Source organism: Microcoleus pseudofavosus SVA1_A4 (assembly GCF_036700565.1).
Taxonomy (GTDB): Bacteria; Cyanobacteriota; Cyanobacteriia; order Cyanobacteriales; family Microcoleaceae; genus Microcoleus.
The window spans coordinates 11,378-35,024 of record NZ_JAUBPE010000079.1; the positions used below are offsets into that span (position 1 = coordinate 11,378).

Genomic DNA, 23,647 nt, shown 5'->3' on the forward strand with positions numbered 1-23,647 from the left:
TCCCTGAAAACTATGCTGGGTCGTACCCTCCGCAATCATTATCAAATTATCAAAGACTTGGGAGAAGGCGGTTTTGGCGACACATACCTCGCCAAAGATTTAGACTTACCCGGACATCCCCACTGCGTTGTCAAACATCTTAAACCGAAAGACCCCAATCCCGCCATTTTACTAATTGCCAAAGGCTTATTCGACAAAGAAGCCCAAACGCTGTATAAATTGGGTAAGCTACACGACCAAATCCCCAGCCTTTCCGCCCACTTTGAGGAAAATGGCGAATTTTATTTGGTGCAAGATTTTATCGAAGGATATGACCTTACGAAAGAACTGATTCTAGGTAAAAAATCAAGCGAATCCCATACTATTAAATTATTGCACGATATCTTAGAAGTTTTAGCCATTGTTCATCAGCAAAATGTGATTCATCGCGACTTGAAACCTGCTAATTTAATGCGCCGCGAAGATGGTAAAATTATCTTAATTGATTTCGGCGCGGTCAAGGAAATTAGCACAATGGTTGTTAATGCTCAAGGACAAACTAGGTTCACCGTTGGCATTGGTACTTCGGGTTATATGCCCAGCGAACAAGCGAAGGGCAAACCTAAACTGTGTAGCGATATTTATGCAGTGGGGATGATTGGGATTCAAGCATTGACTGGTCAACCTCCTGATACCTTACCAGAAGATCCGCAGACGGGAGAAGTTATTTGGCGAAATCGGGCGCAAGTTAGTAATAATTTAGCAAATGTGTTAGATAAAATGGTGCGCGACCACTTCAGTCAGCGTTATCAAAATGCAGAGGAAGCATTGCAAGCAATTTTATCTTTGTTGTCGCCTCTCCCACCGCCACCACCGACACCGACACCGACACCAACACCAACACCACCGCCACCAACACCAACTGTGTATCAAAGTTTGGGGAACAAATCGCCTCAACCTGTAAAAGTATTGTCCAATCCCCTAAAAACAGTTCAATTTAAAACAGTGACAGTGAATTCAAAGGGGGAAATCACCAAGCGCAGCCAAAGTCAAGCACAGGTTTTTACAGAAACTATCGTCAAGGACATTACTTTAGAAATGGTTTCTATCCCCAAAGGCAGCTTCACAATGGGTGCACCTGCAAGTGAAGCAAAAAGCTATTACTTTGAAAGACCTCAACATCAGGTGACAATCAAACCGTTTCTGCTGGGGAAATACCCGATTAATCAAGCACAGTGGGCAGCAGTAGCTAATCTGCCCAAAATTCAGTATGACCTTAAACCCGACCCTTCTCACTTCAAGGGTAAAAACCTTCCTATAGAAAACGTTTCTTGGAATGATGCTGTTGAATTTTGTGTGAGATTGTCTCAGAAGACGGGTAGAAGCTATCGCCTTCCTAGTGAGGCGGAATGGGAATATGCTTGTCGGGCTGGGACAACTACTCCATTTCATTTTGGGGACACAGTTACCCCGGATTTAGTTAATTATGACGGGAATAATTCCTACGGTTCTGCACCGAAGGGAATCTATCGTGAAACAACAACTGCTGTGGGTAGTTTTCCGCCCAATAGCTTTGGACTTTATGATATGCACGGGAATGTCTGGGAATGGTGTCAAGATATTTACCACGATAATTATAACGGTGCGCCGATTGACGGAAGTGCCTGGGAAAGTGGTGGAGATAGTAAAAACCGAGTGCTGCGTGGTGGTTCCTGGTACGACCTTGCGGTCGATTGCCGTAGTGCCGTTCGTTACTACCACTCGGCGGACGGCAGGTGGAGGAACGGGGGTTTTCGCGTAGCGGTGGCGTCGGTTTCTTTCTTGTCCTAGTTTTCCCCGCGAGGACTCTTCTTTGCTATTTTGCCCTTTTGCTCTTTACTCTTTTTTCTTTTTCACTTTTTTGGTCGCCTCTGGTGACTCGATTTTTTTTTGCACTCGTGGATGCACTCCGACAAAGAAACCGGGTTTTTTACTTAATCTGTGGAGTAAAGCGAAGCATATCGTCAAAAAACCCGGTTTCTGGCCACCTGTGCGTAAGTTTTGTTTGGGAAAATCTCTGTCACTGTGTCAATGCTTTCTGTATAGACAAGTCTGCTGAAATAGTCTGGTTTATTTACGGAGGAGTTGGTGCTGATTTAGGATGGGTTCCAGCGTAGTAAACTATTTTTTTTTTCAGATTCACCGCACAACAGATTATAATTAGAAATATTGATTTTTATCACGAATAGTCGCATAGGAGATTTATAAAATGAATAACCTATTAGCAGAAACTTTTGCCACCGTCTCTCAACTACCCGAAGCAGAACAAAATGCCATAGCATCCTTAATTTTAGACAAGATATCAGCACCAAGAGTCGCGCCTTTCCTGATTTCCCAATCAGACATCGAAACCCTAGAAAAAGCATACATTTTCCGAGACAAAACAGAAGTCATTGACTTTATTAACAAATATCCGTTTTTACTTCCCGTTGTGCTAGAAGCACCCGTTCAGATTAGCAATTATTTTCCCGAACAAAAACTATTACTTCAAGTCATCAATGACCCCGAAATTCCTAACTATGTTCATCTGGTTCTCTCAATCATCTTAACAGACCTCGCTCCCGATGAAGCAATGGATAGAGAAGATGAATTGCGTAAAAATTGGTCTAGGGGATTATCCCATGAAATTCGGGAGCATTTTTATACGATTTTGGAATATACTGATGAGTTTTGATTGGTCGCAATACCTAAATTTAGCAAAAGAACTTGCTGGTCAAGCAACTATTCCTGCTGAACAGGAGGCGCGATTGAGGGATGCTATCAGTCGTTCCTATTATGCTGCTTTTATCTTAGCGCGGAACTATTTGCGAGATAAACAAGGTCATTCCCTGCCAAAAACTAGCGATATTCACCGCTATGTTTGGCAAGAATTTGATATTAATCCTGACTCAAGATATCAATTAATCGCCGATAATTTAGCAGTGTTGCGCCGATATCGAAATCAAGCAGACTATGACGATAATTTTCCCTTATTATCTGCGATTGCTACTATTGCGATCAAGCGTTCTCAAGAAATAATTTATAACCTAAATAATCTCTAAATATCAATTTAATCTGATAATACCTTTGCTAAAACAGCAGCAGTTGTAGGGTGTGTCGCCTGCGATAAATTCCTAACTAAATACCAACAATCTCATAGCGACGCACCTGATGGATATATTACAAACCTTTGGAATGTTCAGACATTTTTCGCATTCCCAAGGCCAAGACACTCAAAAACAACAGCCCGATCGCCCCAGCTAGCGGATTGCCGTTAACTCCTGTCACCCAGTCGGGGACAGATCCCGAATATCGCACTAACTGCCCGATGTTAATGATGTAATATCCCCAGACTAAACCTGCATGAAGCCCGATCGACAAACCGAGGCGATTTTGGCGCGATCTTTTTCCCCAAACCAGAATCAAACCCAGCAACAACAACCCCGGAAACTGCGGCCAACTCCGCAGCATTGCCGCGACAGGTTTGATAAAATGAGATAGGGCAAACACCAGGCTATTCGCCCACAGAGATATTCTATAATTGTAATCCCGCTGCAACTCGTCCAGCAACCAACCGCGGAATACCAACTCCTCCGCAAAACCGACTCCAAGGGCGCTTAATAGCCCTTCTGCGATGATTCTCGGCAAATTATCAGAATTTTGCCACGCGACTAAGCCGAACAGCCCTTGCACCGCAAATAAGGTGAAAGTGAGCAAAAGCCCGATCGCCAATCCGATTAACAACTCGAAACCGTTTTTTCTGGTATTGATTAAACCGTAACCTTTGAGCAATTTGGTTTGTCCGTAAACCTGTTTTCCCCAGCGCGGTACTAGGAATAAAAACTCGGCAAACAACAATCCCATTGTCAGAATAGTTGCTAAGTTGCTGTCTTTAACTAAAAGATAAATTGGTGCTGCTAGCGGCAGCCAGATTGCCAGCAAAATTAATAGGAAAATTATTACACGTAAAAGAAATGGATAACTGGCTATTATTTGGAGGCGGTTAATCATTGTTGTAAATGAGTTGAAATTGGGTAAATCGGCTTATTGGTCTGTCGGACAGTCCGACAGGGGTTTTTAACCCCTGTCTCATAGCGAAAGTCCTCTCAAAGAGGACTGAAATTTATCACAATCTAATTTAGGTTGGCAGTCGGTTTTAACCGACTTTTGCTATAAGACGGGGATTTAAATCCCCGGCGGGCTTGCGGGTGAATGCGAGAACTTTTGGCTGAGTCAGGCTTGAGTAAATCCGAGAGTCAGGCTTGAGTAAATCCGAGAGTTAGAGTTGGATAAATCCGAGAGAATGTACAAAGCAGACGGAAAAAGCTAGAATGGCATCAGATCGGTTGAAACTTTAAGTGAAGCAAAGCTATAACATCAGGTAACAATGACTGAAGCCTCGGATTTTTCAAATGTCGATCGAGAATTAGATGACACAATTTTAAGCTTCGCAGACATTCAGGCAGAACTCAACCTGCGCCACGCTAAAGATGCTCTGCGAGATATAGTAGAAAATCTCGACTTGACTCCCCAAGAGCGAACTGGACTGGAACCGGAAATTGGCGGGTTGGAGAAAATGCTCGACAAGCTAGAGCGCGCTTGCGTGCAAATCGCTGTGTTTGGGATGGTGGGAAGGGGAAAATCTTCGGTTTTGAACGCGCTGCTAGGTCAAAATGTGTTTGAAACTGGCCCGACTCACGGGGTGACTCGCACGACGACGATCGGGCAGTGGGATGTCGGAGATGGTGTTGATGGGGATTTGCCCGATGGCTTACGCCCCGCTACGCTACGACTTTCGCCAGTTATTTACCGTTTGTCGCAAGTTGAATTAATCGACACTCCGGGAATAGATGAAGTTGACGGCGAAACTCGCGAAATTTTGGCCCGCCGCGTTGCTAAACAAGCGGATTTGATTTTGTTTGTGGTTGCGGGCGACATTACGAAGGTGGAATACGAAGCTCTTTCGCAGTTGCGGGAAGCCGGAAAACCGATGTTATTAGTGTTTAATAAAATTGACCAGTATCCTGATGCAGACAGGCTGGCAATTTATCATAAAATTCGAGACGATCGCGTAAGAGAATTGTTGTCTCCCGATGAAATTGTGATGGCGGCGGCTTCACCTTTGACAGCTAGTGCGGTGCGCCGTCCCGATGGAAGTATGGGCCTGAAAATGACTCGCGGTTTGCCGCAAGTTGAGGATTTAAAACTAAAAATTCTGGAGATTTTAGACAGGGAAGGCAAGTCTTTGGTGGCGCTGAATACGATGCTGTGTGCGGGGGATATTAACGAGCAGTTGGTGCAGCGAAAAATGGAGATTCGAGATGATGCTGCTAACCGGATTATCTGGAATGGAGTAATGACGAAAGCTGTGGCGATCGCTCTGAATCCAGTTACGGTCATTGATATCCTCAGCGGTGCGGTAATTGATGTGGTGATGATCTTAACTTTGTCTAAAGTTTACGGTATTGCGATGACGGAAGCCGGCGCTGTGCAATTGCTGCAAAAAATTGCGATTAGCATGGGGGGAATTACGGCTGGGGAATTGGTGGCGAATTTTGGTTTAAGTTCGTTGAAAGGATTGTTGGGTTTGGCGACGCCAGCGACGGGGGGTTTGGCTTTAGGGCCTTATTTGTCTGTTGCTGTGACGCAAGCTGCGATTGGAGGAGTTTCTTGCTACGGAATCGGTCAAGTTACTAAGGCTTATTTGGCTAATGGTGCTTCTTGGGGAGATGATGGGCCAAAGGCTGTGGTGAGCAAGATTTTATCTTCTTTGGATGAGGATTCTATTTTAAATCGAATTAAGGATGAATTGCGGGCTAAGTTGGATTTGGGAAGTGTGGAAAAACAGAAATTTCAGTGAAAATAAGGAAGGCACAAGACGGATTTTGACACGGATACATGGATTAATTATCGACGGTGAGTAGTTATTTGTTATGTGTGAGGAACTACCAATAACCAATGCCCGATGCCCGATGCCCGATGCCCAATTCCTAATATTATGTTATTAACCATTTCCACAACTCGCGTGCCTGCTACAGATTTAGGTTATTTGCTGCACAAACATCCCGATCGCCATCAATCTTTTTCGATGACTTTCGGGTCTGCCAGCGTGTTTTATCCAGAAGCAAATGCAGAAAGGTGTACAGCCGCTTTACTGTTAGATGTCGATCCGGTTGGTTTGGTGCGGGGCAAGTCGAAATCGGGCGATCGCCCGCTCGAACAATACGTGAACGATCGCCCCTACGTTGCCTCATCTTTTCTGTCTGTCGCCCTCGCTAAAGTCTTCAGTACAGCTCTATCCGGTCGCTGCAAAGACCGCCCAGAACTCGCAGAAACCCCAATTCCTCTAACAGTTAATCTGTCGGTTTTGCCCTGTCGCGGTGGCGAAAAGTTTCTGCGCGAAATGTTTGAGCCGCTGGGCTATCAAGTCGCAGTAAAACCGCTGATTCTTGACGCGCAATTTCCCGAATGGGGCGCGAGTCCTTACTTTGCTGTGGAATTGCAAAATACAATTCGGTTGGCGGATTTGTTGAGCCATCTCTACGTGCTAATTCCGGTGTTGGATGATGACAAACATTACTGGGTCGGGGATGATGAAATCGAGAAGTTATTCCGTCACGGTGAAGGTTGGTTGAACGCGCATCCGGCCCGCGAACAAATTGCCGATCGCTATCTGAAACGCCAGCGCCGTCTGACGCGAATTGCTGTAGCGCAGTTAGCAGAAGCAGATAATATAGACCCGGAGAATCTCGAAGTTTCTCACCAGCAAGAAGAGGAAGTTTTAGAACAGCGAATTAGTCTCAACCAACAGCGTTTAGAATCTGTGATGGAGGCTTTAAAAGCAAGCGGTGCTAAGCGAGTGGTAGATTTGGGCTGCGGTGAGGGAAAACTGCTGCGATTGCTTTTAGCCGAAAGTGCGATCGAACAAATTACCGGAGTCGATGTTTCCCACCGCGCATTGGAAATAGCCACGGAAAGATTGCAAATAGAACGCTTGTCTCCCGCACAGCAATCTCGGATTCAACTAATTCAAAGTTCGCTGATTTATCGGGATAGTCGCTTGACGGATTTTGATGCAGCGGCGGTAATTGAAGTGATCGAACATCTGGATTTAGATCGGTTGGCTGCTTTCGAGCGGGTTTTGTTTGAGTTTATCCGGCCCAAAAGTGCGATCGTCACAACTCCAAATATTGAATATAACGTGCGGTTTGAAAACTTGCCGACGGGCAAATTTCGCCACCGGGATCACCGCTTTGAGTGGACAAGGGCCGAATTTCAAGCTTGGGCGAATGGGGTTGCCGAACGGTTTGGCTTTGGGGTAGAGTTTCGCTGCGTCGGAACCGAAGATTTAGAAGTAGGTTCGCCTACGCAAATGGCAATATTCACCCAATGCAAATAATACCGATCGTCTGTTTGTGCTTACAATATAATTAAACTTGGAAAAATGCAGGCTTCAGCTATGAGTAAATCTATTCAAACCCAGATCGTTAAAATTGACAATTCTCAGGGCATTCGCATTCCCAGATCGTTGTTAGAGCAAATTGGTATTAGCGAAGCAGTAGAAATCGAAGTTCAGGGCGATCGGATTGTCATTCGTGCAGCTATAAAACCGCGTGCCGGGTGGGAGGAAGCGTTCGCAAAAATGGCAGAGCAACATGATGATATCCTGCTTGATGATGTCACCGCTACGGAGTGGGAGGAGCTTGAGTGGCAATGGTAATCAAACGTTTTGATGTTTTTTTAGTTAACCTTGACCCCACTGTTGGCAGTGAAATTCAGAAAACTAGACCTTGTTTGGTGATTTCACCAGATGAGATGAACCAGGGCATTGCCACTGTCATCATTGCTCCAATGACAACAAAGGGGCAATCATATCCCAGTCGCATAGTTTGTCATTTTCAAGGCAAAGATGGGCAAATCGTCCTCGATCAAATTCGGACTGTGGACAAAAATCGATTAGTTAAATATCTCGGTCAAATCAGCGCTGACGAACAAAAAGCAGTTTTAGATAGTTTGGTACAGATATTTGGTAAATAATTTTAATAAACAATGAAAATTACGCTTCCAGAACTATCCCTAGTCGTTCTCATCGGTGCATCCGGTTCCGGCAAATCTACTTTTGCCCGACAACATTTCCTACCTACAGAAGTCATTTCATCGGATTACTGCCGGGGGCTGGTTTCCGATGACGAAAACAATCAAGCGGCAACCGCAGATGCTTTTGAATTACTGCATTTTATCGTTGCTAAACGCCTTGCAGCAGGTAGGTTAACTGTTATCGACGCGACAAATGTTCAGCCGGAAAGCCGCAAACCTTTGTTAGAATTAGCCCGAAAATATCATTGCATTTCGGCCGCAATTGTGCTAGATTTGCCAGAAAAATTGTGTGCCGATCGCAACCAACAACGTCCAAACCGCAACTTCGGCAGTCACGTAGTTCGGCGGCACGTTCAAAGTTTGCGCAAATCGCTACGAAACCTCGATCGGGAAGGATTTCGCTACGTTTACGTCCTGCGTTCCCCAGAGGAAATCGACGCGGTGGAAGTCGCAAGACAACCGCTGTGGAACAACCGCAAACACGATCGCGGCCCTTTTGATATCATCGGCGACGTTCACGGCTGCTGCGGCGAATTAGAACAGTTGCTGCAACAGTTGGGCTATCAAATTGTGGAAAAAACCAGCGAGTCTGCTTTTTGGGATTTTCCCACCTACGCGCACCCAGAAGGGCGTAAAGCGGTGTTTTTGGGAGATTTGGTCGATCGGGGCCCGCGCATTCTCGACACCCTCAAACTCGCGCGCAACATGGTAGTTGCAGAAACAGCATTGTGCGTGCCGGGAAATCACGATATTAAATTGCTGAAAAAACTCAACGGCAAAAATGTCAAAATCAATCACGGACTCGAACAAACCTTAGCAGAAATAGCAGCTTTGCCCGCTGAATTACGCGAATCTGCTGAAACAGAAATCCGCCAATTTCTAGACAGTTTAATCGGTCATTACGTCCTCGACGGCGGGCAATTAGTCGTCGCCCACGCGGGGATGAAAGCAGAACTTCAGGGACGTGCATCGGGCCGCGTTCGAGATTTTGCACTGTACGGAGAAACAACCGGCGAAATCGATGAATTTGGCTTACCAGTCAGATACAATTGGGCCGCCGAATATCGCGGCACAGCAGCAGTTGTTTACGGACACACGCCAGTCCCGGAAACAGAATGGTTTAACAATACAGTTGATATTGACACGGGCTGCGTTTTCGGCGGCAAACTAACAGCTTTGCGCTATCCAGAAAGAGAATTTGTCAGCGTTGCGGCTGCTAGAGTTTACTGCGAACCTGTCAAACCGATCGCACTTACTTCTCTCGCAACTCCTCTCACCGCCCAACAGCAGTTTGACGACGTATTAGACATTGCCGACGTATTGGGAAAACGCATCATTTCCACTCGCCTGCAAAGCAACATTACGATTAAAGCAGAAAATGCGATCGCCGCCCTTGAAGTAATGAGTCGGTTTGCCGCAAATCCCAAATGGCTGATTTATTTACCTCCCACAATGTCTCCCGTTGCTACTTCCAAAGAACCGGGACTATTAGAACATCCAGGCGAAGCCTTTAGCTACTACCAACAGCAGGGAATACCAACAGTTGTCTGCGAAGAAAAGCACATGGGTTCCCGCGCCGTTGTCATTGTTTGCCGCGATGAATTTGCCGCTCAACATCGATTTGGAATCCTCAACAACAGCATCGGTATTTGTTACACGCGCACGGGACGGCATTTCTTCAATAATTCTACTTTAGAAACTGAGTTTTTGGCGCGAATTAATACTGCTCTAACTGCCAGCAAATTTTGGGATAAATTTCAAACCGATTGGGTTTGTTTGGACTGCGAATTGATGCCTTGGTCTGCTAAAGCTCAAGAATTATTGCAGCAACAGTATGCCGCAGTGGGAACAGCTTCTAATAGTGCATTTACCGATGCGATTAAAAACTTAGAACAGGCTAGCCAGCGGGGAGTTGAAGTTAGCGATCTGCTGAGTCGCTACCAAGAGCGATCGCAACTAGCGCATCAATACGTTAAAGCCTACCAGCGCTACTGCTGGTCTGTGAAATCCATCTCCGATCTCAAATTAGCACCTTTCCACATCTTGGCAACCGAGGGAACAGTGCACGCTGATAAAAATCACTGTTGGCACATGGAACAGATTGCAGAAATTTGTCAAGCTGACCCGGAATTGCTGTTAGCTACCGAATACAAAGTAGTGGAAATTGCCGATTTTGACAGCCAATTAGCCGGGATTCAATGGTGGGAAAAACTGACCGAGGCGGGAGGCGAAGGCATGGTTGTCAAACCGATGGAATTTACTGTAAAAAATAGCAAAGGACTGGTGCAGCCTGCGGTAAAATGTCGCGGGAAAGAGTATTTGCGGATTATTTACGGTTTGGAATATTCATTGCCGGAACATTTAGAAAAATTGCGATCGCGCGGGCTTTCCGGCAAGCGTTCTTTGGCGTTGCGAGAATTTGCTCTCGGTATAGAAGCATTGGAGCGATTTGTTGCGGGCGCTCCTTTGAGACAAGTTCACGAGTGCGTTTTCGGAGTTTTAGCGATGGAGAGCGAACCTGTAGATCCGAGGCTGTAATATCGTTTCCGTTTGCATCGGTATTGTATAATGTTAAATTTTCTATCGAAAAAGAGATCGTTTTCTGCGAACGGTTTTCCATCGCTGCTGGGATATGCTATTTCTTCTTTTTGTCGATAAGTTAAATAGCTCATTTTTTAATATTTTCCATTCTGGTTATTTTTAATATAGCAGTAGATCGCTCGTTAAACAAAAAAAGGCAGGTGGAACACCTACCCTAAAATAATTATTAAAGCAATCTATTCATTTTCTCCTATTAATCGCTGTACCTCCGATATTGGTAAATTCATCAGTTGTGCGACTTGCGCTAAATTCATTCCTGAATTTAACAATTGAGAAATAGCCGCGCGGAAGCTTAACTCGGTTGCCAACCGCGCTTGTTCGGATTGTTGAAAAGCTGCTTCTGCTTCCAACCGCGCTTGTTCGGATTGTTGAAAAGCTGCTTCTGCTTCCAACCGCGCTTGTTCGGATTGTTGAAAAGCTGCTTCGGCTGCCAGTCGCCCTTGTTGCTCTTCCTCGATAGTTTTCAGAAACTCTCCTGTCTCAGGATTTCTAAACCTAAATACTCCTGAAATTAGGTGCAATTCCAATTCCAATACTTCGCTGTACATCCACAGCGTATCGAAGGAGATATTGTTAGCGAAAATAGGCTCGTATTCGCCATTTACCAAGCGCGCTCCCTGTAAAATTGGATTGAGATAATCCCCGGATGGATCGTACTGAAAGTATTCTGTCACTCCCAGTTCTTTGTAAATCTCTGGTTTGATTAATTGGTCTTTATCTTGCGTTGTTTCCGATGTTACTTCTAGGACAAACTGCGGGGCTATCCCGTTCTCTCTCCAGACTTTATAGTTTTTTCTTTCCTTGTTTGATACTCCAAATACTACGTATATATCGGGAGAGACAACAGCTTGGTTGTTGCCTTCTTGGTAATAAATGAAAGAATTTGCTGATACGTAGACATCCGATCGATCTTTAAAATGCAACCTCAGAGCTCCGCGACCGTAAACCATGTAACCGCAAGTTATATCGCTTTCCGCCATCGGCTCTCCGTCGCTGCTGGGATATTCAATTTCTGATTGTTCGATAGAAGTTAAAACTGTCACAGTTTAAGCCTCCTCAATTCTGATTATTTTTATTTTAGCAGGCGATCTAAAAAAACGATGATTGAGAACGTCCTAACAGTGTTAGGGGTTGCTATATCATATCAAATCGGGTTACATCGGAATGATATAGCAATCCTAAATGAGTCGTAAATTTTTTACCCCACCCCAACCCTCCCCTTAGTAAGGGGAGGGAGTAAGAACTTCACAAATGATTTAGGATTGCTATACAGTGCGAGCGTCCCGCTCGCGAGCGCTACTTATAGCGAACGGGACGCTCGCACTGCTACTCGAAAAATTCTGATTCCGATGAAGCGCGGAAACTATATCAAATATTGGGTATTGCGAGCAAATAACTAATGACTAATGACTAATGACTAATGACTAATGACTAATGACTAATGACTAATGACTAATGACTAATGACTAATGACTAAAAAAGGCGTTTGTCAAGTACAAACGCCATTTTAGAGAGTTACAAACGCGGCGTTTTATCTTGTTTAAACGACGCTAACCATTCGCGAATTTGGTCGGCCGCAATCTCGCGCCCGCCCAAACCAAAAGCTAGAGCAATGCCAACTGCGATCGCCCCCAGCAGCAGCCCGAAAGCCAAATTCACAATATCGCTGCCAATGCCCATCTGTTGCAGCGCCAAGGCCGAAACAAAGGCAATAATCGCAATCCGAGCCGTTTGGCCCAACAGCCGCGCTTGACGAGTTCCAGAACTGGCAATCAAATTAAACGCCAGATTCGCCAAATACAGCCCGATCGCAAATACGATCAAACCCGACAGCACCCGCCCTGCAACCAAGACAATACCGCTAACAATCGCCGTCAGTGCCGGAATCCGCAGCACGTCGGTAGCAGCCACCACAGCAAACAGGAGGATGCCCACCTGCACCACAATCCCCACAAACTCAGAAGGCGTGCGGGCTGGAACTTCCGGTCCCGGCTGAAGTAGCGTTGCGTCCGGATCGAGCGGGCGCACCGGCGGCGACATTACCCTCAGCGGCTGCTTCGGCTGCACTCCCAACCAAGAAAAGACATTGTTAAAGCCAATTCCCGTCAGGATATTTGTCACCAAATCGCCTACCCAACGCCCCAAAATGTAAGCAACCGCCAGAATTAGCGCTGCTGTAAAGATTTTGGGAACCGCGCTCAAAATGTCGTTGAGCATCGCGACTGCCGGCTGCGAAATCGCCTGAATGTCCAAAGCGTTGAGAGCCGCGATCGCCGTTGGAATCAAAATCAAAACATAGACGATCGTCCCGACAATCCACGACAGCGATTGTCCACCCGAAGTCCGCGAAATTCCAAACCGAGCGCCCAAACTGTCCGTCCCAGCAGCAGCCAGCAGATTCGTGACAATCCGCCGCACCACCATAGCCAGTAGCCAGCCCACAAACCCAATCAGCACAGCTTCCAGAATTTTCGGAATTGCCGCCAGAATTTGGTTGAGCAAATTATTAACCGGCAGCAGAGCCTGCTGCAATTGCAGCGCTTCCAGGATCAGCGGCAAAAACAGCAGAAAAATGAACCAGTACAGCGCATTCGCCACAGTATCGCTCAGCAGCAAAGGGCGCTCGCTGGGCGCAGTGCCCACCTCCTGATTCAAGCGCTCGTCCACGCTAAAAGTCCGCATCACCCGCGATACCGCCAATTTGGCGACAGTCGCCAACACCCAAGCAATCCCCAACCAAATTAGCGCGCCGGCTAACTTCGGCAAGAAATTAGCTATTTGATTGAGAAAAGTATTGAGCGGTTGCGAGACAGCCGTTAGATTCAGCCGGTTGAAAAACGCAACTAGAAAAAAGATAAAAATGATCCAAAACACCGCTGCGGAAATCCATTTTTCCACTTGCGGTGCTCCTGTTCCTTCCGGGCGGCCGGTAATCCAAGCAGCCAGCCGGTTGTCGATCGTAGTCTTCTTGAGCAATCCCCCGACTACAGATGAGACGAGGGCTGCTACTATCAATCCAATTAGCAGGATACCGATCGCCCAGATGAGATTTTCAATGTTTGAACTCTGAACAAAATTGTTAAATCCGCGTTCGGCATCTGTCAGCGGATTCGGCGGGGGCGGGGCCTGTGCCAAAAGTCGTAGCGTAGCGGGGCGTAAGCCATCGGACAAAGCAGCTAGTGGGCCCGATGTCGCTTGAGTTATTTCTTGCCAAGTTTCATTCATTGTTTTTTGAGGTTAACGTCAGATTTGACAAGGAAAATAAGAAACTGTAAGAATACGCTTCTAGCTTGCAGGTTCTCATGTCAATTCGTCAAGTTTTCGAGCAATCCATTGAAATTCGCGCTGCTGCTACTCTGGTGGAGCGCTGTATAGTCGATCGCACTTTGATGCACAAGTGGCTCAATCCCCTGCTGCGCTGCGATCCCGAGGGCGAATGGGATACTGCTGTAGGAAGTCGCAGCTTATTTATCATAAAAATTCCCGTTTTGCAACCCACTTTAGAGAGTGTGGTGTTGGAGCGACAGCCCGGTTTAATTGTTTGGGGGTTTGACGGATTTTTCAAAGGATGCGATCGCTGGGAATGCCAGCCCCAAATCCAAGGAACTCTCTTGATTAACCGCTTTGAATTTCAAATTCCCAATCCTTTAATTAGATTTGGTTTCAATCGCTTTGCAGCCCCTTGGACGCAGAAAGATATGAAAGACCAACTCCGACGACTCAAACGGGTAGCCGAGAAATTATCTCAAAGCATTGGCTAGGGAATCGGGCATCGGGAATCGGGCATCGGGAATGGGGCATTGGTAATTGGTAATAGATGAAAACTAAGAGCTAATAGGAAAAAAAAACACCAATGCCCTATGCCCTATGCCCTATGCCCTATGCCCTATGCCCTATGCCCTATGCCCTATGCCCAATTCCCAATTCCCAATTACTTCATATTCGATGAATTTGGCTGACAAATCATTTGTCTCGCCGAATTCACGGCTTGGTTTGCCGTATTTTGCAAAGCCGGGGAATTCTGATACAAAGCTTGCACATCTTGCACATCTTTAATCACTCGTTCGTAGATAACCATCGCTTGATTGCCGTCAACTTCTAAGGCCGCAGGGCTGTAATTTTGCATCACTTCAATCAGCGATATTTTGCCATCTTGGGAAGCTGCGACTAAAGCATCGCGCAGTGCGGGAACGCTTTGCAGCCTAGCAGTCGGCGCATAAGCAACCTCGCCCAATTGTTTGAAAACAATTTCCCCAAAATAAGTAGTTGCCAGCCGCGCTACTAATTGGGAATCTAAAGGCACTTCTCGCGTCAATATTTCGCGCACCGACTCGGGAGTTTGTTTCGCAAGACTCAGAACGCTTTGCAGTTGAGATGAAGCTTTGCCAGTTTGTGCAAAGCTTTGCAAGTCGCTCATCGGTAATGTTACGTCCACAGCACCGTATTTTACGGTAACATTGTCTAATGCAAAAGCTTGGCCACTGCTCAGCAATACTGCACTTGTTCCCAGCAAAAGCGCCAAACCTAATGATAAAGACTTTGACATTCTTTTGGTTAAATGGGCTGACAGCGGTTGCATTGCGTTGAGATAACCTTGTTGAAACTGAAAGTTCATGGGTTTGTGCCTCTTTACGTCAAAATACTTTTTCGATCGATCGTCTCTGCGGGTATCAGTCGGGAAAGTGGACTCATGAGTTCCGTAAATGACCTATGATTTTACAGTCATGTCAAGCAAATTTAACCGATATTTTGACAGGTGTCAATTGCTCGCTTATATGTTAGGATAATACGCGCGATAAATTCTTATAGCTTTGCAAAACTTATAAAAGCGACATTTTGCCGTCGGGCAGCAATTTATTGAGTGTCGCTTTCACATCTTATAGTGTGCGATCGATACCTAATTTAAGCTCACATATCCCGATCGAGCCTTTCGAGCAATTGGCGAATTCTAGCAGCATCAGGAGCATTCGGAGCATTTCTCAGGTATAGTTCCAAGTCGTGGCGCGCCTCGGCCAAGCGCCCCAGTTGATAGTAGAGAATTCCGCGATCGCGGCGTTCCCCCAGCGCCTCGGGAAACAGCAGCAAAATCCGTTCGATCGCGCCCAGCACCCTCAAAGCATCACGCTGCTGCAAATAAATCGCCTTCAGATTTCCCAGCATTCGCCCCAACAACTGCCGGCGACTTACCGGGGCGAGAAAAGCCTGCTGCAACTCCATAGGTTGACCGTAAATTTGAGAAAGTCTCCCTTGACAATCTTCAGGAAATAGTATCTCGCCGCCGTTAAACGCATCAACAAAAATGCCAGCATCTTCAAAATCAGGTCTAATTAAAAAATGTCCCGGCATCCCAATTCCCACCATCGGAAAATCAATCCGCTTAGCAACCTCCAAATAAACCAAAGACAAAGAGATCGGAATACCAGTACGGCGATCGATCACTTGATTCAAAAAGCTATTGCGGGGGTCGTAATAATCAACATCGTTGCCCGCAAACTGCAAATCATCGTATAAATAGCGGTTAATAGTTTGAATAATCCGCAGCGGATAATTCTGTGCCGGCAAGCGCGATCGCACTTCATCTGCGATCGTATCCAGAGCGTTGAGATACTCCTCCGGCTCCAGATTTGGGTATTCTTCCAAAGCCATGTAAAGGGCCGCTTTCGCCAGATCGATCGAGCCATCCGGCTGATTAATTTCTCGATAAAAGAGTTGTCGCGCTCTTGGAAAATCCATATTTATGATTTATTTGATTTTAATTGACATTTTATACGAATATCCTGTTGCCCAAAAAAATATTAAAAACATCTCTCTTCTCTTCCTCTCTGCGTTCTCTGCGCCCTCTGCGGTTCAAAAAAAATAGTCCTGTATGTAACGAGCACCTTACAGCTTAACTTTAAGCTATCAAATCCCGTGACTTTTGCCAATCACCCAACTGCGGCGAAAAATGCGAGCCAAAGTCGATTCCTCCAAAGCAAAATATATCGGGCGGCCGTGAGGACAAGTGCGCGGATTGCGAGTTTGCTGCCATTCATTCAACAAATTTTGCATTTGGGAAAGACTCAATGGAGTGCCGTTTCGCATAGCGCTGCGGCAAGCAGTAGCAACTTGAGCCGCTTGCAAATCTGCGACTTTACTGAGTTCAAAAAGCGCATCCGCACAGTCATCTCGAAGAGCTAACAATTCAGGAACTTCCCGCGCCGCCCATAGCTGTTCCCCAAAAGTTTCTACTTCCAAACCCAAGCGCGATAAATTCTCAATTTGCAGCGCCGATAATTGACTGAGAATCACTGGTTTTTCGAGAGATTTTAGCTGCCAAGCCGCGCACAATTGCTCGTACAAAACGCGCTCGTGAGCGATGTGCTGTTCGACTAACCACATTCCGCTGGAATGTTCCGCAACAATGTAAGTATTGTGAACTTGAGCGATCGCCTTCAATTCCATCAATCCTATTTTATTAGCTTTTTCCTGTTCGCCGCCGTCCTCATTCGGCCTAACCGAAATCCCGACACTGTAAGCACTTTTTTGTTCCGATGCCTTCAGCAATTGTCCCACTCGCTCGGGAATTGGGGCAGCAGGCAAAACCTCATCATTTAGGTGCAAAGCGCGAGCAATTGCCGCGCTAACTTGTGCTTGCCAAAAACTCGGATCGTGCAGATAAATTTCCACCTTAGCCGGGTGGCGGTTCCAATCAATTTCCGAGGGGGAGATTTGCAGGTGAACAAAACATACGGGATAGCGATCGCGCGGACAAGTGCGGGCAAAGGCGCTGAGAATAGTTTGCTCTAATTCGGGCGATCGTACAACTCGCCGGTTTACCCCCACCTTCACCCAATCCGGCCGAGAGCGGTGACAGCGATCGGGCAAACCAATTACTAACTCCAAACACTGGGAATTGGGCATCGGGAATTGGGAACTGGCAACAGGTAATTGGTAATTGTGCTTGCTTGTAGCTCCAACAAGTTGAGGTTCTACCCAAAAATTTGCTGCTTTCTGATTTTGAGGACTCGCCGACAAATCTAGCTTTAAATACTGCAAATCGCTCGATCGCACACCGCGCACGAATTGAGGTAAAAGTTGTTCCGCTGTGCTACCAGGAGTTACGTGCAAACAAGGGATATTTCCTTGACGCAACTGCCAATTAACCTGCGGGTGACAAATAGCAATTTGCTGAATGATTGATTGTATCGATCGCATTTGCTGTGTCGCAGTCAAAAAAGTGCGGCGCACAGGCCAATTCCCAAACAAATTAGCAACAGTGACTACCGTACCCGGAGCGATCGCCGCTGTTTCCACCTCCACAGCAACGCCAGCGTTATTGTAAACCACCCGCCAGCCATCGCGAGCATTTTCAATTCCCCCCGGGTTAAAGGATGAGCTGGCGGGGGTTTGCGCAGACTCTCGATTTTCCCAAAAATCACCCAATCCCAAATCATTCGGCCGGCTCAAAACCTCCAAACAGCCCAACTGAGCCAAACTGTGCAAAGCTTCCCCGCGAAATCCCAAAGTAGCAATTTTGTAAAGGTCAGCTTCAGTGGTAATTTTGCTCGTACTGTGAGGCGAAGCCGCCTGCTGCAAATTTTCCAGATCCATTCCCGTACCATTATCTGCAACTTGCACCCGCCACTGTTCGGGCCAGACAGAAACAACGATGCGAGTTGCGCCAGCATCCAGAGAATTTTCTACTAATTCTCGTACCGCAGCGGCGATCGAGTCAATCACTTCGCCTGCGGCAATTAAATCGATAACTTCTGCGGGTAAGGTTTGAATAGTAACTGGCATCAGATTTTTAGCGGTTCGTTAATTCAATTCTACTTGATTCTGCAACTCGCTACACAGTATTAGGACTTACGCTCTTAAACCCGGTTTCTTAGAGAAATATTGTTTTGTAACAAGATATCTACTCATAAATCAAGTTTCTGAGGCAAGCGTGAGAAACCCCTAAGTATATATCTGCCTACCTACTTAAACTCGATCTGCTAAAGCCATAATTTTCGGCAAGCGGATGTAAAAAGTTGTCCCTTTTTCGTCCTCCGACTCATAAGTAATTTCCCCTTTGTGAGCATCAACGATTGACTTAACAATCGCCGTTCCCAACCCAGTACCCGTCCGCTTGCCATAAGTCACAAAAGGTTCAAATAAATTTTCCTTAATTGCCTGCGGAATGCCCGGGCCGTTATCGTAAATGCTAATTTCTGCCCACTCCTCACTTTGTGTCACAATAATCTCTACTCGCCCCCCGCGCCCCCCAAAAGCTTCAGCAGCATTCCCAACTAAATTTTGCAAAACCCGCAAAATTTTATTTTCGTCTGCTTCCACTATCACTTCTGTCACCCGTAAGACCAAATCTACTTTTGCCGCCTCAAAATAAACTCTGTTCAACCTTTCAAACTGCTGCAACGTCTGGATTAGATTAACTGGTTTTTTATGTAATACAGAATTGCCGCGCGAAAATTCTAATACTTCTTCAGCCATCCCCAACATTCGCTGAACCTGCAATTGAATAAGTTCGCACCACTCCTGAGTTTCCTCATCCGGGTGCATTTCTTTGAGCATTTCGCTGGAGAGTTTAATTCCCGTAAAAGGATTTTTAAAATCGTGAATAATTGTACTCACCATTTCTCCTACCAATACCATTTTTTGTCGGTGTACGAACTGGCTAACATATTGATCCGTGGTATCCCGCAAATTTTTAGTAATGAAACTAAACATTTTCAGTACCGCACTGCCTTTAGCAAACTGGAGAGTTGCGATTAGTTCTTCCCGACCTATTTTTGCCAAAGTCGATCCGCTAACTGCCACAGCTCTAGCACTGCGAGGCTCTCCGTCTAAAACTCCGAGTTCGCCAAAATAATCGTCAGGCTTAGCTACAGCAACAGTTTGATATTTATGGTTTTCAATCCGCTTGCTAAACTCGACTTTACCTTCTAAAACTAGATATAAAAAATCCGCCGTTTCTCCTTCTTCAAAAACCAGCGTTTCCTCAGCAAAAGTCTCCACAAGCGCTATTTGGCAAAGGTGAGCAGTTTGCTCTGGTTCAAAATAAGACATAAATCGATGAGATGCCAGATCCATGTTAAAATACCTGAGACTTATTTGAAACAGTTTCTTTCTTCTATTTTCGCCGATCGGTATCGGTGCGTTAATAAAATACAATGCTGCTTTAATCTGTCTCTATTTTCTGACATCCCAGGCTTGGACGCAAGGATTTGGGTCGGGATGCAGAGCCGGACTAGCATAGCAGCAGCAGTAATCTCACCAAAATTCTCAGTTAATTGACTAAAATACATAAATATTGTATAATTTTTCAGATTTATATTCGTGGATCTGCGGGCGGGTTCTCCGGGCCGCCTCAGAAGATTTTAACTGTAGAGAGATCGTGTAATTTAAATGCCGATCGACCGAGTTTGCAAAAATTAACACTCGCCAGATAAAACGATCGCAGCATTCTGCCCGCCAAAGCCAAAACTCAAACAAACCGCATTTCTCACCACAGCCGATCGCGCACAGCGAACAAAATCTAATTCAAACCCCGGTTTTTTCATTCCCGCGCAAGGCGGCAACATCCGATGTTTAATACTCATCAAACAAAAAGCCGCGCCCAAAGCTCCCGAAGCTCCCAAAGTATGACCCGTAGCCCCCTTAGTCGAACTAACAGCAACTCCCCGGTGAAACAACTTCTCAATTAACAGTGCTTCGTGTCGGTCATTTAACTCAGTTGCAGTACCGTGAGCGTGAATAAAATCTATATCAACCGCTGCTAAATTGCTTCGTTTCAAACATTGATTTACCGCCGCGATCGCACTTTTCCCACCCAGATCCGGCGCGTTAGCATGGCAAGCATCATTTGTCAAGCCAAAACCGGAAATTCGACCGTAGATTTTAGCGCCGCGACGCCTTGCCAACTGGGCGGATTCTAATACAAATAAAGCCCCGCCTTCACCGAGCACAAAGCCTTCCCGATTTTCGTCAAAAGGATAGCACCCAGCGTTTGCCAAAGCACCCATCCGGTTAAATCCAGCCACAGTCAGCGGTGTAATTGGCGCTTCCACAGCGCCTGCGATCGCCCGCTGACACTCACCGGTACGGATTAAATCAACAGCACGGGCGATCGACCAAATACCCGTCGCGCAAGCAGCCATCGGCGCCAGTACCGGCCCCGTCGAACCAATGGCCCTCGCCGCCGCGATCGCCCCCATGTGAGGCAAAAAATTCACGAATTGAGAATCGGGAATTGGGCATAGGGCATGGGGCATGGGGCATAGGGCATGGGGCATAGGGAATTGGGAATCGGTAAGTGAGAATTCTCTTTCCTCTTCCTTCTCCCCTCTTCCTTCTTCCAACTTCGGTCTTCCAACTTCGGTCTTCCTTCCATCCGTTACATCCGTTACAGAATCCGTTGCCGAACTTCCTTCTTCCTTCTTCCCTCTTCCTTCCCTCGCCAATTGTTCCAAATTCGCCTGGAAACCGCGGCTAGAACCGATCGCAATCCCGCACTCAGGCAAAGGCAAAGTCAAATTAGCATCTTGCAAAGCATCTGCCAAAACCTGCCGAATTAAAGTAATTAAATCAGCAGGTTTTGTGCCAATTAAAGCCAAAGGTCGCCGTTCTAGTTCTAGAAAAGGTTGATGTCGCTCAATCCCAGAATCCCCAGCCAAAAGCCTTTTCCAGCTACTTTCCAGAGTACCTAAAGCCGAAACAAGACCAATTCCGGTAACAACAACATCCATAAGTAAAAGGCTTGCTTTTGGCAAAAACTAGAAAGTAGAAGGTAGTTGTTTGTCTAATCACTACTGCCAACTGCCAACTGCCAACTGCCAACTGCCAACTGCCAACTGCCAACTGCCAACTGCCAACTGCCAACTGCCAACTGACTACTAACTAACAGCCTTAAAATTTTCCAAACCCTGAGTAACAGTAGCCTTATCAATCCGATCGCCCTGCTCGATCTTATCAACAACATCCATGCCTTGCTTCACATAGCCAAAAACCGCATAGCTGCCGTCCAAAAACGGCACATCGGTCAAAGTAAAGTAAAACTGAGAAGAAGCCGAATCAGGACTCTGCGATCGAGCCATAGCCACAGCCCCGCGACTGTGCACCAACACGGGTTTCTCCTTAACCCCAGCTTCTTGTAGCGTCGCGCTGTAAGTCGGATTGGCAGCACCTTTAGCTTTAATTTCCAGAGGAATCCTGCGTTCTGCCGAAGTTTTCGGGTCAATAAAACCGCCAGTTCCCAGTCGCGCCGTAGGGAATTTAGGGTCTTTACCCTGGGGGTCGCCGCCCTGAACTACAAAAGGCTGAGGTTCCCGCACGACTCGGTGAAATACCAGCCCGTCGTAGACTCCCTTCTGAACCAAATCGACAAAATTGCCCGCAGTAATTGGCGCATTTGTGCCGTCGAGTTCGATCGTAATCGGAGCACCTTTAACCGTCATCACCACCGTTGCTTTTCCTTGCAAGCGCGCCAAATTGCTAAATTGCGAACTCGCCGCCACAACAGCAGGAGACGGAGACGGAGACGGAGACAAAGAAATGCTTTCACCCGACGCCGGATTCGGTGTCGGAGTCGAGTTTGCAGCAGGGGAACTACCGCATCCCCCGACAAAAAGCGCACCAATTATTAAAAGTGAGAACAACCACCGCTGAATTTTTATTTGCATTTGCATTTGTATTTTCACTTTCACTTTCATTCAATGATGTAAGGTGCGCATTGCGCACCCTAGATTTATCGATTTACCAGGGATAATTTGCACCGCTTCGTGCTCACCCAATATTTATCGATTTGGTGCGCCTCGGCGCACCCTACGAGACATTACCAATCGAAAATCAAAAATCCCTAAAGTCCTTCTAGGGGAACTTGCAAAAATCGAGCCAATTCGGCCGCTTGATTTTCCACTTCAGACAAAGCAATCGGCTGTCCGACTCTAGTCAGGGGAAACTGACGGCGGTCTTTGAGCTTAAGATAAATACTGCGGCGGGGATTGAGACCTTCTTTAATGTCTACCCGTACAGATTGCACCTCCGATGTCTTGCAATTAAAATCAACTTTGCGGTTTTTGCCGGGAAAACCCCAGCGAAAGATCCGAATGTTACCAGTTTTCCGATCGAACTCGTTGTAACCGCCGCCGACATCCCAGAGCACAGTCAGCCACAGGTAAAGCGCCAACAGCACGCCGCAGACGCCGTAGAAACCCATCGCGATGCCTTGGGGGATGAAAATGAGCTGAGTCGGGTCAGCAAAAGGCAGCAGGTTGACGTGCAAGTAGCTGGAAATGCCCGACAGCAGGAAACCAGTCCCTCCAATGCTGACAACCGTCGCCCACCAGTAATTGCTGAAGCGGCGGGAGCCCAAAACCGGGTAGCGCAGGACAGAATCGATCGAGGTCGTTGTTTTTGCAGTCATAAAAGTAAACAGCCTTAAAGCCAAATCTTAATTCAAGTAGCCCACCGAGCGTCACGTTTCACTGACGAGATCGCGATCGACCGATGGCATTGTGTATCAACTTCTGCTAATTATGTTGAAAGATTATGAACTTCTAATATATAGTTATGTTAACTTTAATTAGAAACCTTGGTCTTTTAACAAGCAAAAGGATTTTACCGCAATGACAATCGCAGTCGGACGCGCCCAGACCGAAAGAGGCATCTTTGATGTACTCGACGACTGGCTCAAACGCGATCGCTTCGTCTTCGTAGGCTGGTCTGGCATCCTGCTATTCCCCTGCGCCTACCTAGCCATCGGTGGCTGGCTAACCGGCACCACCTTCGTCACATCCTGGTACACCCACGGTTTGGCAAGCTCCTACCTCGAAGGAGCCAACTTCCTCACCGTAGCAGTTTCCACCCCAGCCAACAGCCTCGGACACTCCCTCCTATTCCTGTGGGGCCCCGAAGCACAGTGGGACTTCACCCGCTGGTTCCAACTCGGCGGGCTGTGGACATTTGTCGCCCT

The 23,647-nt window shown here is 46.6% G+C and carries 19 protein-coding genes and 1 pseudogene; 10 read left to right on the forward strand and 10 right to left on the reverse strand.

The features are described 5' to 3' along the window. Window positions 1–12: 12 nt before the first annotated feature. The 3 genes from QUA02_RS26935 (at window position 13) to QUA02_RS26945 (ending at window position 3,059) form a co-directional block, all read left to right on the forward strand. On the forward strand, window positions 13–1,809 hold the full coding sequence (locus QUA02_RS26935) for a bifunctional serine/threonine-protein kinase/formylglycine-generating enzyme family protein (protein ID WP_333032339.1): 1,797 nt from the start codon (window positions 13–15) through the stop codon (window positions 1,807–1,809). A gap of 418 nt (window positions 1,810–2,227) precedes the next feature. Continuing rightward, complete coding sequence (locus tag QUA02_RS26940) at window positions 2,228–2,692, forward strand: hypothetical protein (RefSeq protein WP_333032340.1); 465 nt, start codon at window positions 2,228–2,230, stop codon at window positions 2,690–2,692. After that, window positions 2,682–3,059 (forward strand): HEPN domain-containing protein, encoded by a 378-nt coding sequence (locus QUA02_RS26945; protein ID WP_190659296.1) that lies wholly within the window; start codon window positions 2,682–2,684, stop codon window positions 3,057–3,059. Before QUA02_RS26940 ends, QUA02_RS26945 begins: the two co-directional genes overlap by 11 nt. 118 nt (window positions 3,060–3,177) lie before the next feature. Here the strand turns inward: QUA02_RS26945 and QUA02_RS26950 are convergent, their stop codons facing one another. Continuing rightward, window positions 3,178–4,008, reverse strand: a complete 831-nt coding sequence (locus QUA02_RS26950) for a CPBP family intramembrane glutamic endopeptidase (protein WP_333032341.1) — start codon at window positions 4,006–4,008, stop codon at window positions 3,178–3,180. A 376-nt stretch (window positions 4,009–4,384) separates the two neighbouring features. Here QUA02_RS26950 and QUA02_RS26955 point away from each other — a divergent pair, with 376 nt between their 5' ends. The 5 genes from QUA02_RS26955 to QUA02_RS26975 all read left to right on the forward strand — a co-directional run bounded on the left by QUA02_RS26955 (window position 4,385) and on the right by QUA02_RS26975 (window position 10,632). After that, on the forward strand, window positions 4,385–5,857 hold the full coding sequence (locus QUA02_RS26955) for a GTP-binding protein (protein ID WP_333032342.1): 1,473 nt from the start codon (window positions 4,385–4,387) through the stop codon (window positions 5,855–5,857). 138 nt (window positions 5,858–5,995) lie between these two features. Then, the gene (locus QUA02_RS26960) at window positions 5,996–7,396 is read left to right on the forward strand and encodes a 3' terminal RNA ribose 2'-O-methyltransferase Hen1 (RefSeq protein ID WP_333032344.1); all 1,401 of its coding nucleotides are present in this window, start codon (window positions 5,996–5,998) and stop codon (window positions 7,394–7,396) included. Between the two features lie 60 nt (window positions 7,397–7,456). Then, window positions 7,457–7,717 carry an AbrB/MazE/SpoVT family DNA-binding domain-containing protein gene (locus tag QUA02_RS26965; protein WP_333032345.1) on the forward strand — a complete coding sequence of 87 codons (261 nt, stop codon included), beginning with the start codon at window positions 7,457–7,459 and terminating at the stop codon, window positions 7,715–7,717. Next, window positions 7,711–8,034: a type II toxin-antitoxin system PemK/MazF family toxin gene (locus QUA02_RS26970; RefSeq protein ID WP_333032346.1), complete on the forward strand. Its 324-nt coding sequence runs from the start codon at window positions 7,711–7,713 to the stop codon at window positions 8,032–8,034. Before QUA02_RS26965 ends, QUA02_RS26970 begins: the two co-directional genes overlap by 7 nt. Window positions 8,035–8,046: 12 nt before the next feature. Beyond that, a complete protein-coding gene (locus QUA02_RS26975) occupies window positions 8,047–10,632 on the forward strand; it encodes a polynucleotide kinase-phosphatase (RefSeq protein WP_333032347.1) in 2,586 nt (861 codons plus the stop codon). 239 nt (window positions 10,633–10,871) lie between these two features. On the opposite strand, the gene QUA02_RS26980 is transcribed toward QUA02_RS26975, so the two are convergent. After that, window positions 10,872–11,738, reverse strand: coding sequence for a Uma2 family endonuclease (locus QUA02_RS26980; RefSeq protein WP_333032348.1), 867 nt, complete (start codon window positions 11,736–11,738; stop codon window positions 10,872–10,874). 472 nt (window positions 11,739–12,210) lie between these two features. Next, entirely contained in the window at window positions 12,211–13,920 is a 1,710-nt protein-coding gene (locus QUA02_RS26985; protein ID WP_333032350.1) for a mechanosensitive ion channel, read from the reverse strand. Between the two features lie 77 nt (window positions 13,921–13,997). Here QUA02_RS26985 and QUA02_RS26990 point away from each other — a divergent pair, with 77 nt between their 5' ends. Beyond that, window positions 13,998–14,456 carry an SRPBCC family protein gene (locus QUA02_RS26990; protein WP_333032351.1) on the forward strand — a complete coding sequence of 153 codons (459 nt, stop codon included), beginning with the start codon at window positions 13,998–14,000 and terminating at the stop codon, window positions 14,454–14,456. Window positions 14,457–14,626: 170 nt separating this feature from the next. Here the strand turns inward: QUA02_RS26990 and QUA02_RS26995 are convergent, their stop codons facing one another. The 7 genes from QUA02_RS26995 to QUA02_RS27025 all read right to left on the reverse strand — a co-directional run bounded on the left by QUA02_RS26995 (window position 14,627) and on the right by QUA02_RS27025 (window position 23,098). Next, on the reverse strand, window positions 14,627–15,310 hold the full coding sequence (locus tag QUA02_RS26995) for an alpha/beta hydrolase (RefSeq protein ID WP_333032352.1): 684 nt from the start codon (window positions 15,308–15,310) through the stop codon (window positions 14,627–14,629). A 293-nt stretch (window positions 15,311–15,603) separates the two neighbouring features. Continuing rightward, window positions 15,604–16,428, reverse strand: coding sequence for a SirB1 family protein (locus tag QUA02_RS27000; protein ID WP_333032356.1), 825 nt, complete (start codon window positions 16,426–16,428; stop codon window positions 15,604–15,606). Window positions 16,429–16,596: 168 nt separating this feature from the next. Continuing rightward, window positions 16,597–18,474, reverse strand: coding sequence for a DNA mismatch repair endonuclease MutL (mutL, locus tag QUA02_RS27005; protein WP_333032357.1), 1,878 nt, complete (start codon window positions 18,472–18,474; stop codon window positions 16,597–16,599). Window positions 18,475–18,657: 183 nt separating this feature from the next. Next, entirely contained in the window at window positions 18,658–19,767 is a 1,110-nt protein-coding gene (locus QUA02_RS27010) for an ATP-binding protein (protein ID WP_333032359.1), read from the reverse strand. A gap of 341 nt (window positions 19,768–20,108) precedes the next feature. Then, window positions 20,109–21,422, reverse strand: coding sequence for a beta-ketoacyl synthase N-terminal-like domain-containing protein (locus QUA02_RS27015; RefSeq protein WP_333032362.1), 1,314 nt, complete (start codon window positions 21,420–21,422; stop codon window positions 20,109–20,111). Window positions 21,423–21,569: 147 nt separating this feature from the next. Further along, complete coding sequence (locus tag QUA02_RS27020) at window positions 21,570–22,361, reverse strand: peptidylprolyl isomerase (protein ID WP_333111790.1); 792 nt, start codon at window positions 22,359–22,361, stop codon at window positions 21,570–21,572. Window positions 22,362–22,531: 170 nt separating this feature from the next. After that, entirely contained in the window at window positions 22,532–23,098 is a 567-nt protein-coding gene (locus tag QUA02_RS27025) for a photosystem I assembly protein Ycf4 (RefSeq protein WP_333032366.1), read from the reverse strand. Between the two features lie 202 nt (window positions 23,099–23,300). Between QUA02_RS27025 and QUA02_RS27030 the strand changes: the two are divergent. After that, window positions 23,301–23,647 (forward strand): annotated as a pseudogene (locus tag QUA02_RS27030) (photosystem II D2 protein (photosystem q(a) protein)); the annotation flags it as partial.

Bases quoted from the DNA above. Each gene is read 5' to 3' on its own strand.
- QUA02_RS26960 (WP_333032344.1), top strand. From the start codon at position 5,996: ATGTTATTAACCATTTCCACAACTCGCGTGCCTGCTACAGATTTAGGT.
- mutL (WP_333032357.1), bottom strand. From the start codon at position 18,474: ATGCCAGTTACTATTCAAACCTTACCCGCAGAAGTTATCGATTTAATT.
- QUA02_RS26940 (WP_333032340.1), top strand. From the start codon at position 2,228: ATGAATAACCTATTAGCAGAAACTTTTGCCACCGTCTCTCAACTACCC.
- QUA02_RS26970 (WP_333032346.1), top strand. From the start codon at position 7,711: ATGGTAATCAAACGTTTTGATGTTTTTTTAGTTAACCTTGACCCCACT.
- QUA02_RS26945 (WP_190659296.1), top strand. From the start codon at position 2,682: ATGAGTTTTGATTGGTCGCAATACCTAAATTTAGCAAAAGAACTTGCT.
- QUA02_RS27020 (WP_333111790.1), bottom strand. From the start codon at position 22,361: ATGCAAATGCAAATAAAAATTCAGCGGTGGTTGTTCTCACTTTTAATA.
- QUA02_RS26955 (WP_333032342.1), top strand. From the start codon at position 4,385: ATGACTGAAGCCTCGGATTTTTCAAATGTCGATCGAGAATTAGATGAC.
- QUA02_RS26975 (WP_333032347.1), top strand. From the start codon at position 8,047: ATGAAAATTACGCTTCCAGAACTATCCCTAGTCGTTCTCATCGGTGCA.
- QUA02_RS27015 (WP_333032362.1), bottom strand. From the start codon at position 21,422: ATGGATGTTGTTGTTACCGGAATTGGTCTTGTTTCGGCTTTAGGTACT.
- QUA02_RS26985 (WP_333032350.1), bottom strand. From the start codon at position 13,920: ATGAATGAAACTTGGCAAGAAATAACTCAAGCGACATCGGGCCCACTA.
- QUA02_RS27025 (WP_333032366.1), bottom strand. From the start codon at position 23,098: ATGACTGCAAAAACAACGACCTCGATCGATTCTGTCCTGCGCTACCCG.
- QUA02_RS26990 (WP_333032351.1), top strand. From the start codon at position 13,998: ATGTCAATTCGTCAAGTTTTCGAGCAATCCATTGAAATTCGCGCTGCT.
- QUA02_RS26965 (WP_333032345.1), top strand. From the start codon at position 7,457: ATGAGTAAATCTATTCAAACCCAGATCGTTAAAATTGACAATTCTCAG.
- QUA02_RS26935 (WP_333032339.1), top strand. From the start codon at position 13: ATGCTGGGTCGTACCCTCCGCAATCATTATCAAATTATCAAAGACTTG.
- QUA02_RS27000 (WP_333032356.1), bottom strand. From the start codon at position 16,428: ATGGATTTTCCAAGAGCGCGACAACTCTTTTATCGAGAAATTAATCAG.
- QUA02_RS27010 (WP_333032359.1), bottom strand. From the start codon at position 19,767: ATGGATCTGGCATCTCATCGATTTATGTCTTATTTTGAACCAGAGCAA.
- QUA02_RS26950 (WP_333032341.1), bottom strand. From the start codon at position 4,008: ATGATTAACCGCCTCCAAATAATAGCCAGTTATCCATTTCTTTTACGT.
- QUA02_RS26995 (WP_333032352.1), bottom strand. From the start codon at position 15,310: ATGAACTTTCAGTTTCAACAAGGTTATCTCAACGCAATGCAACCGCTG.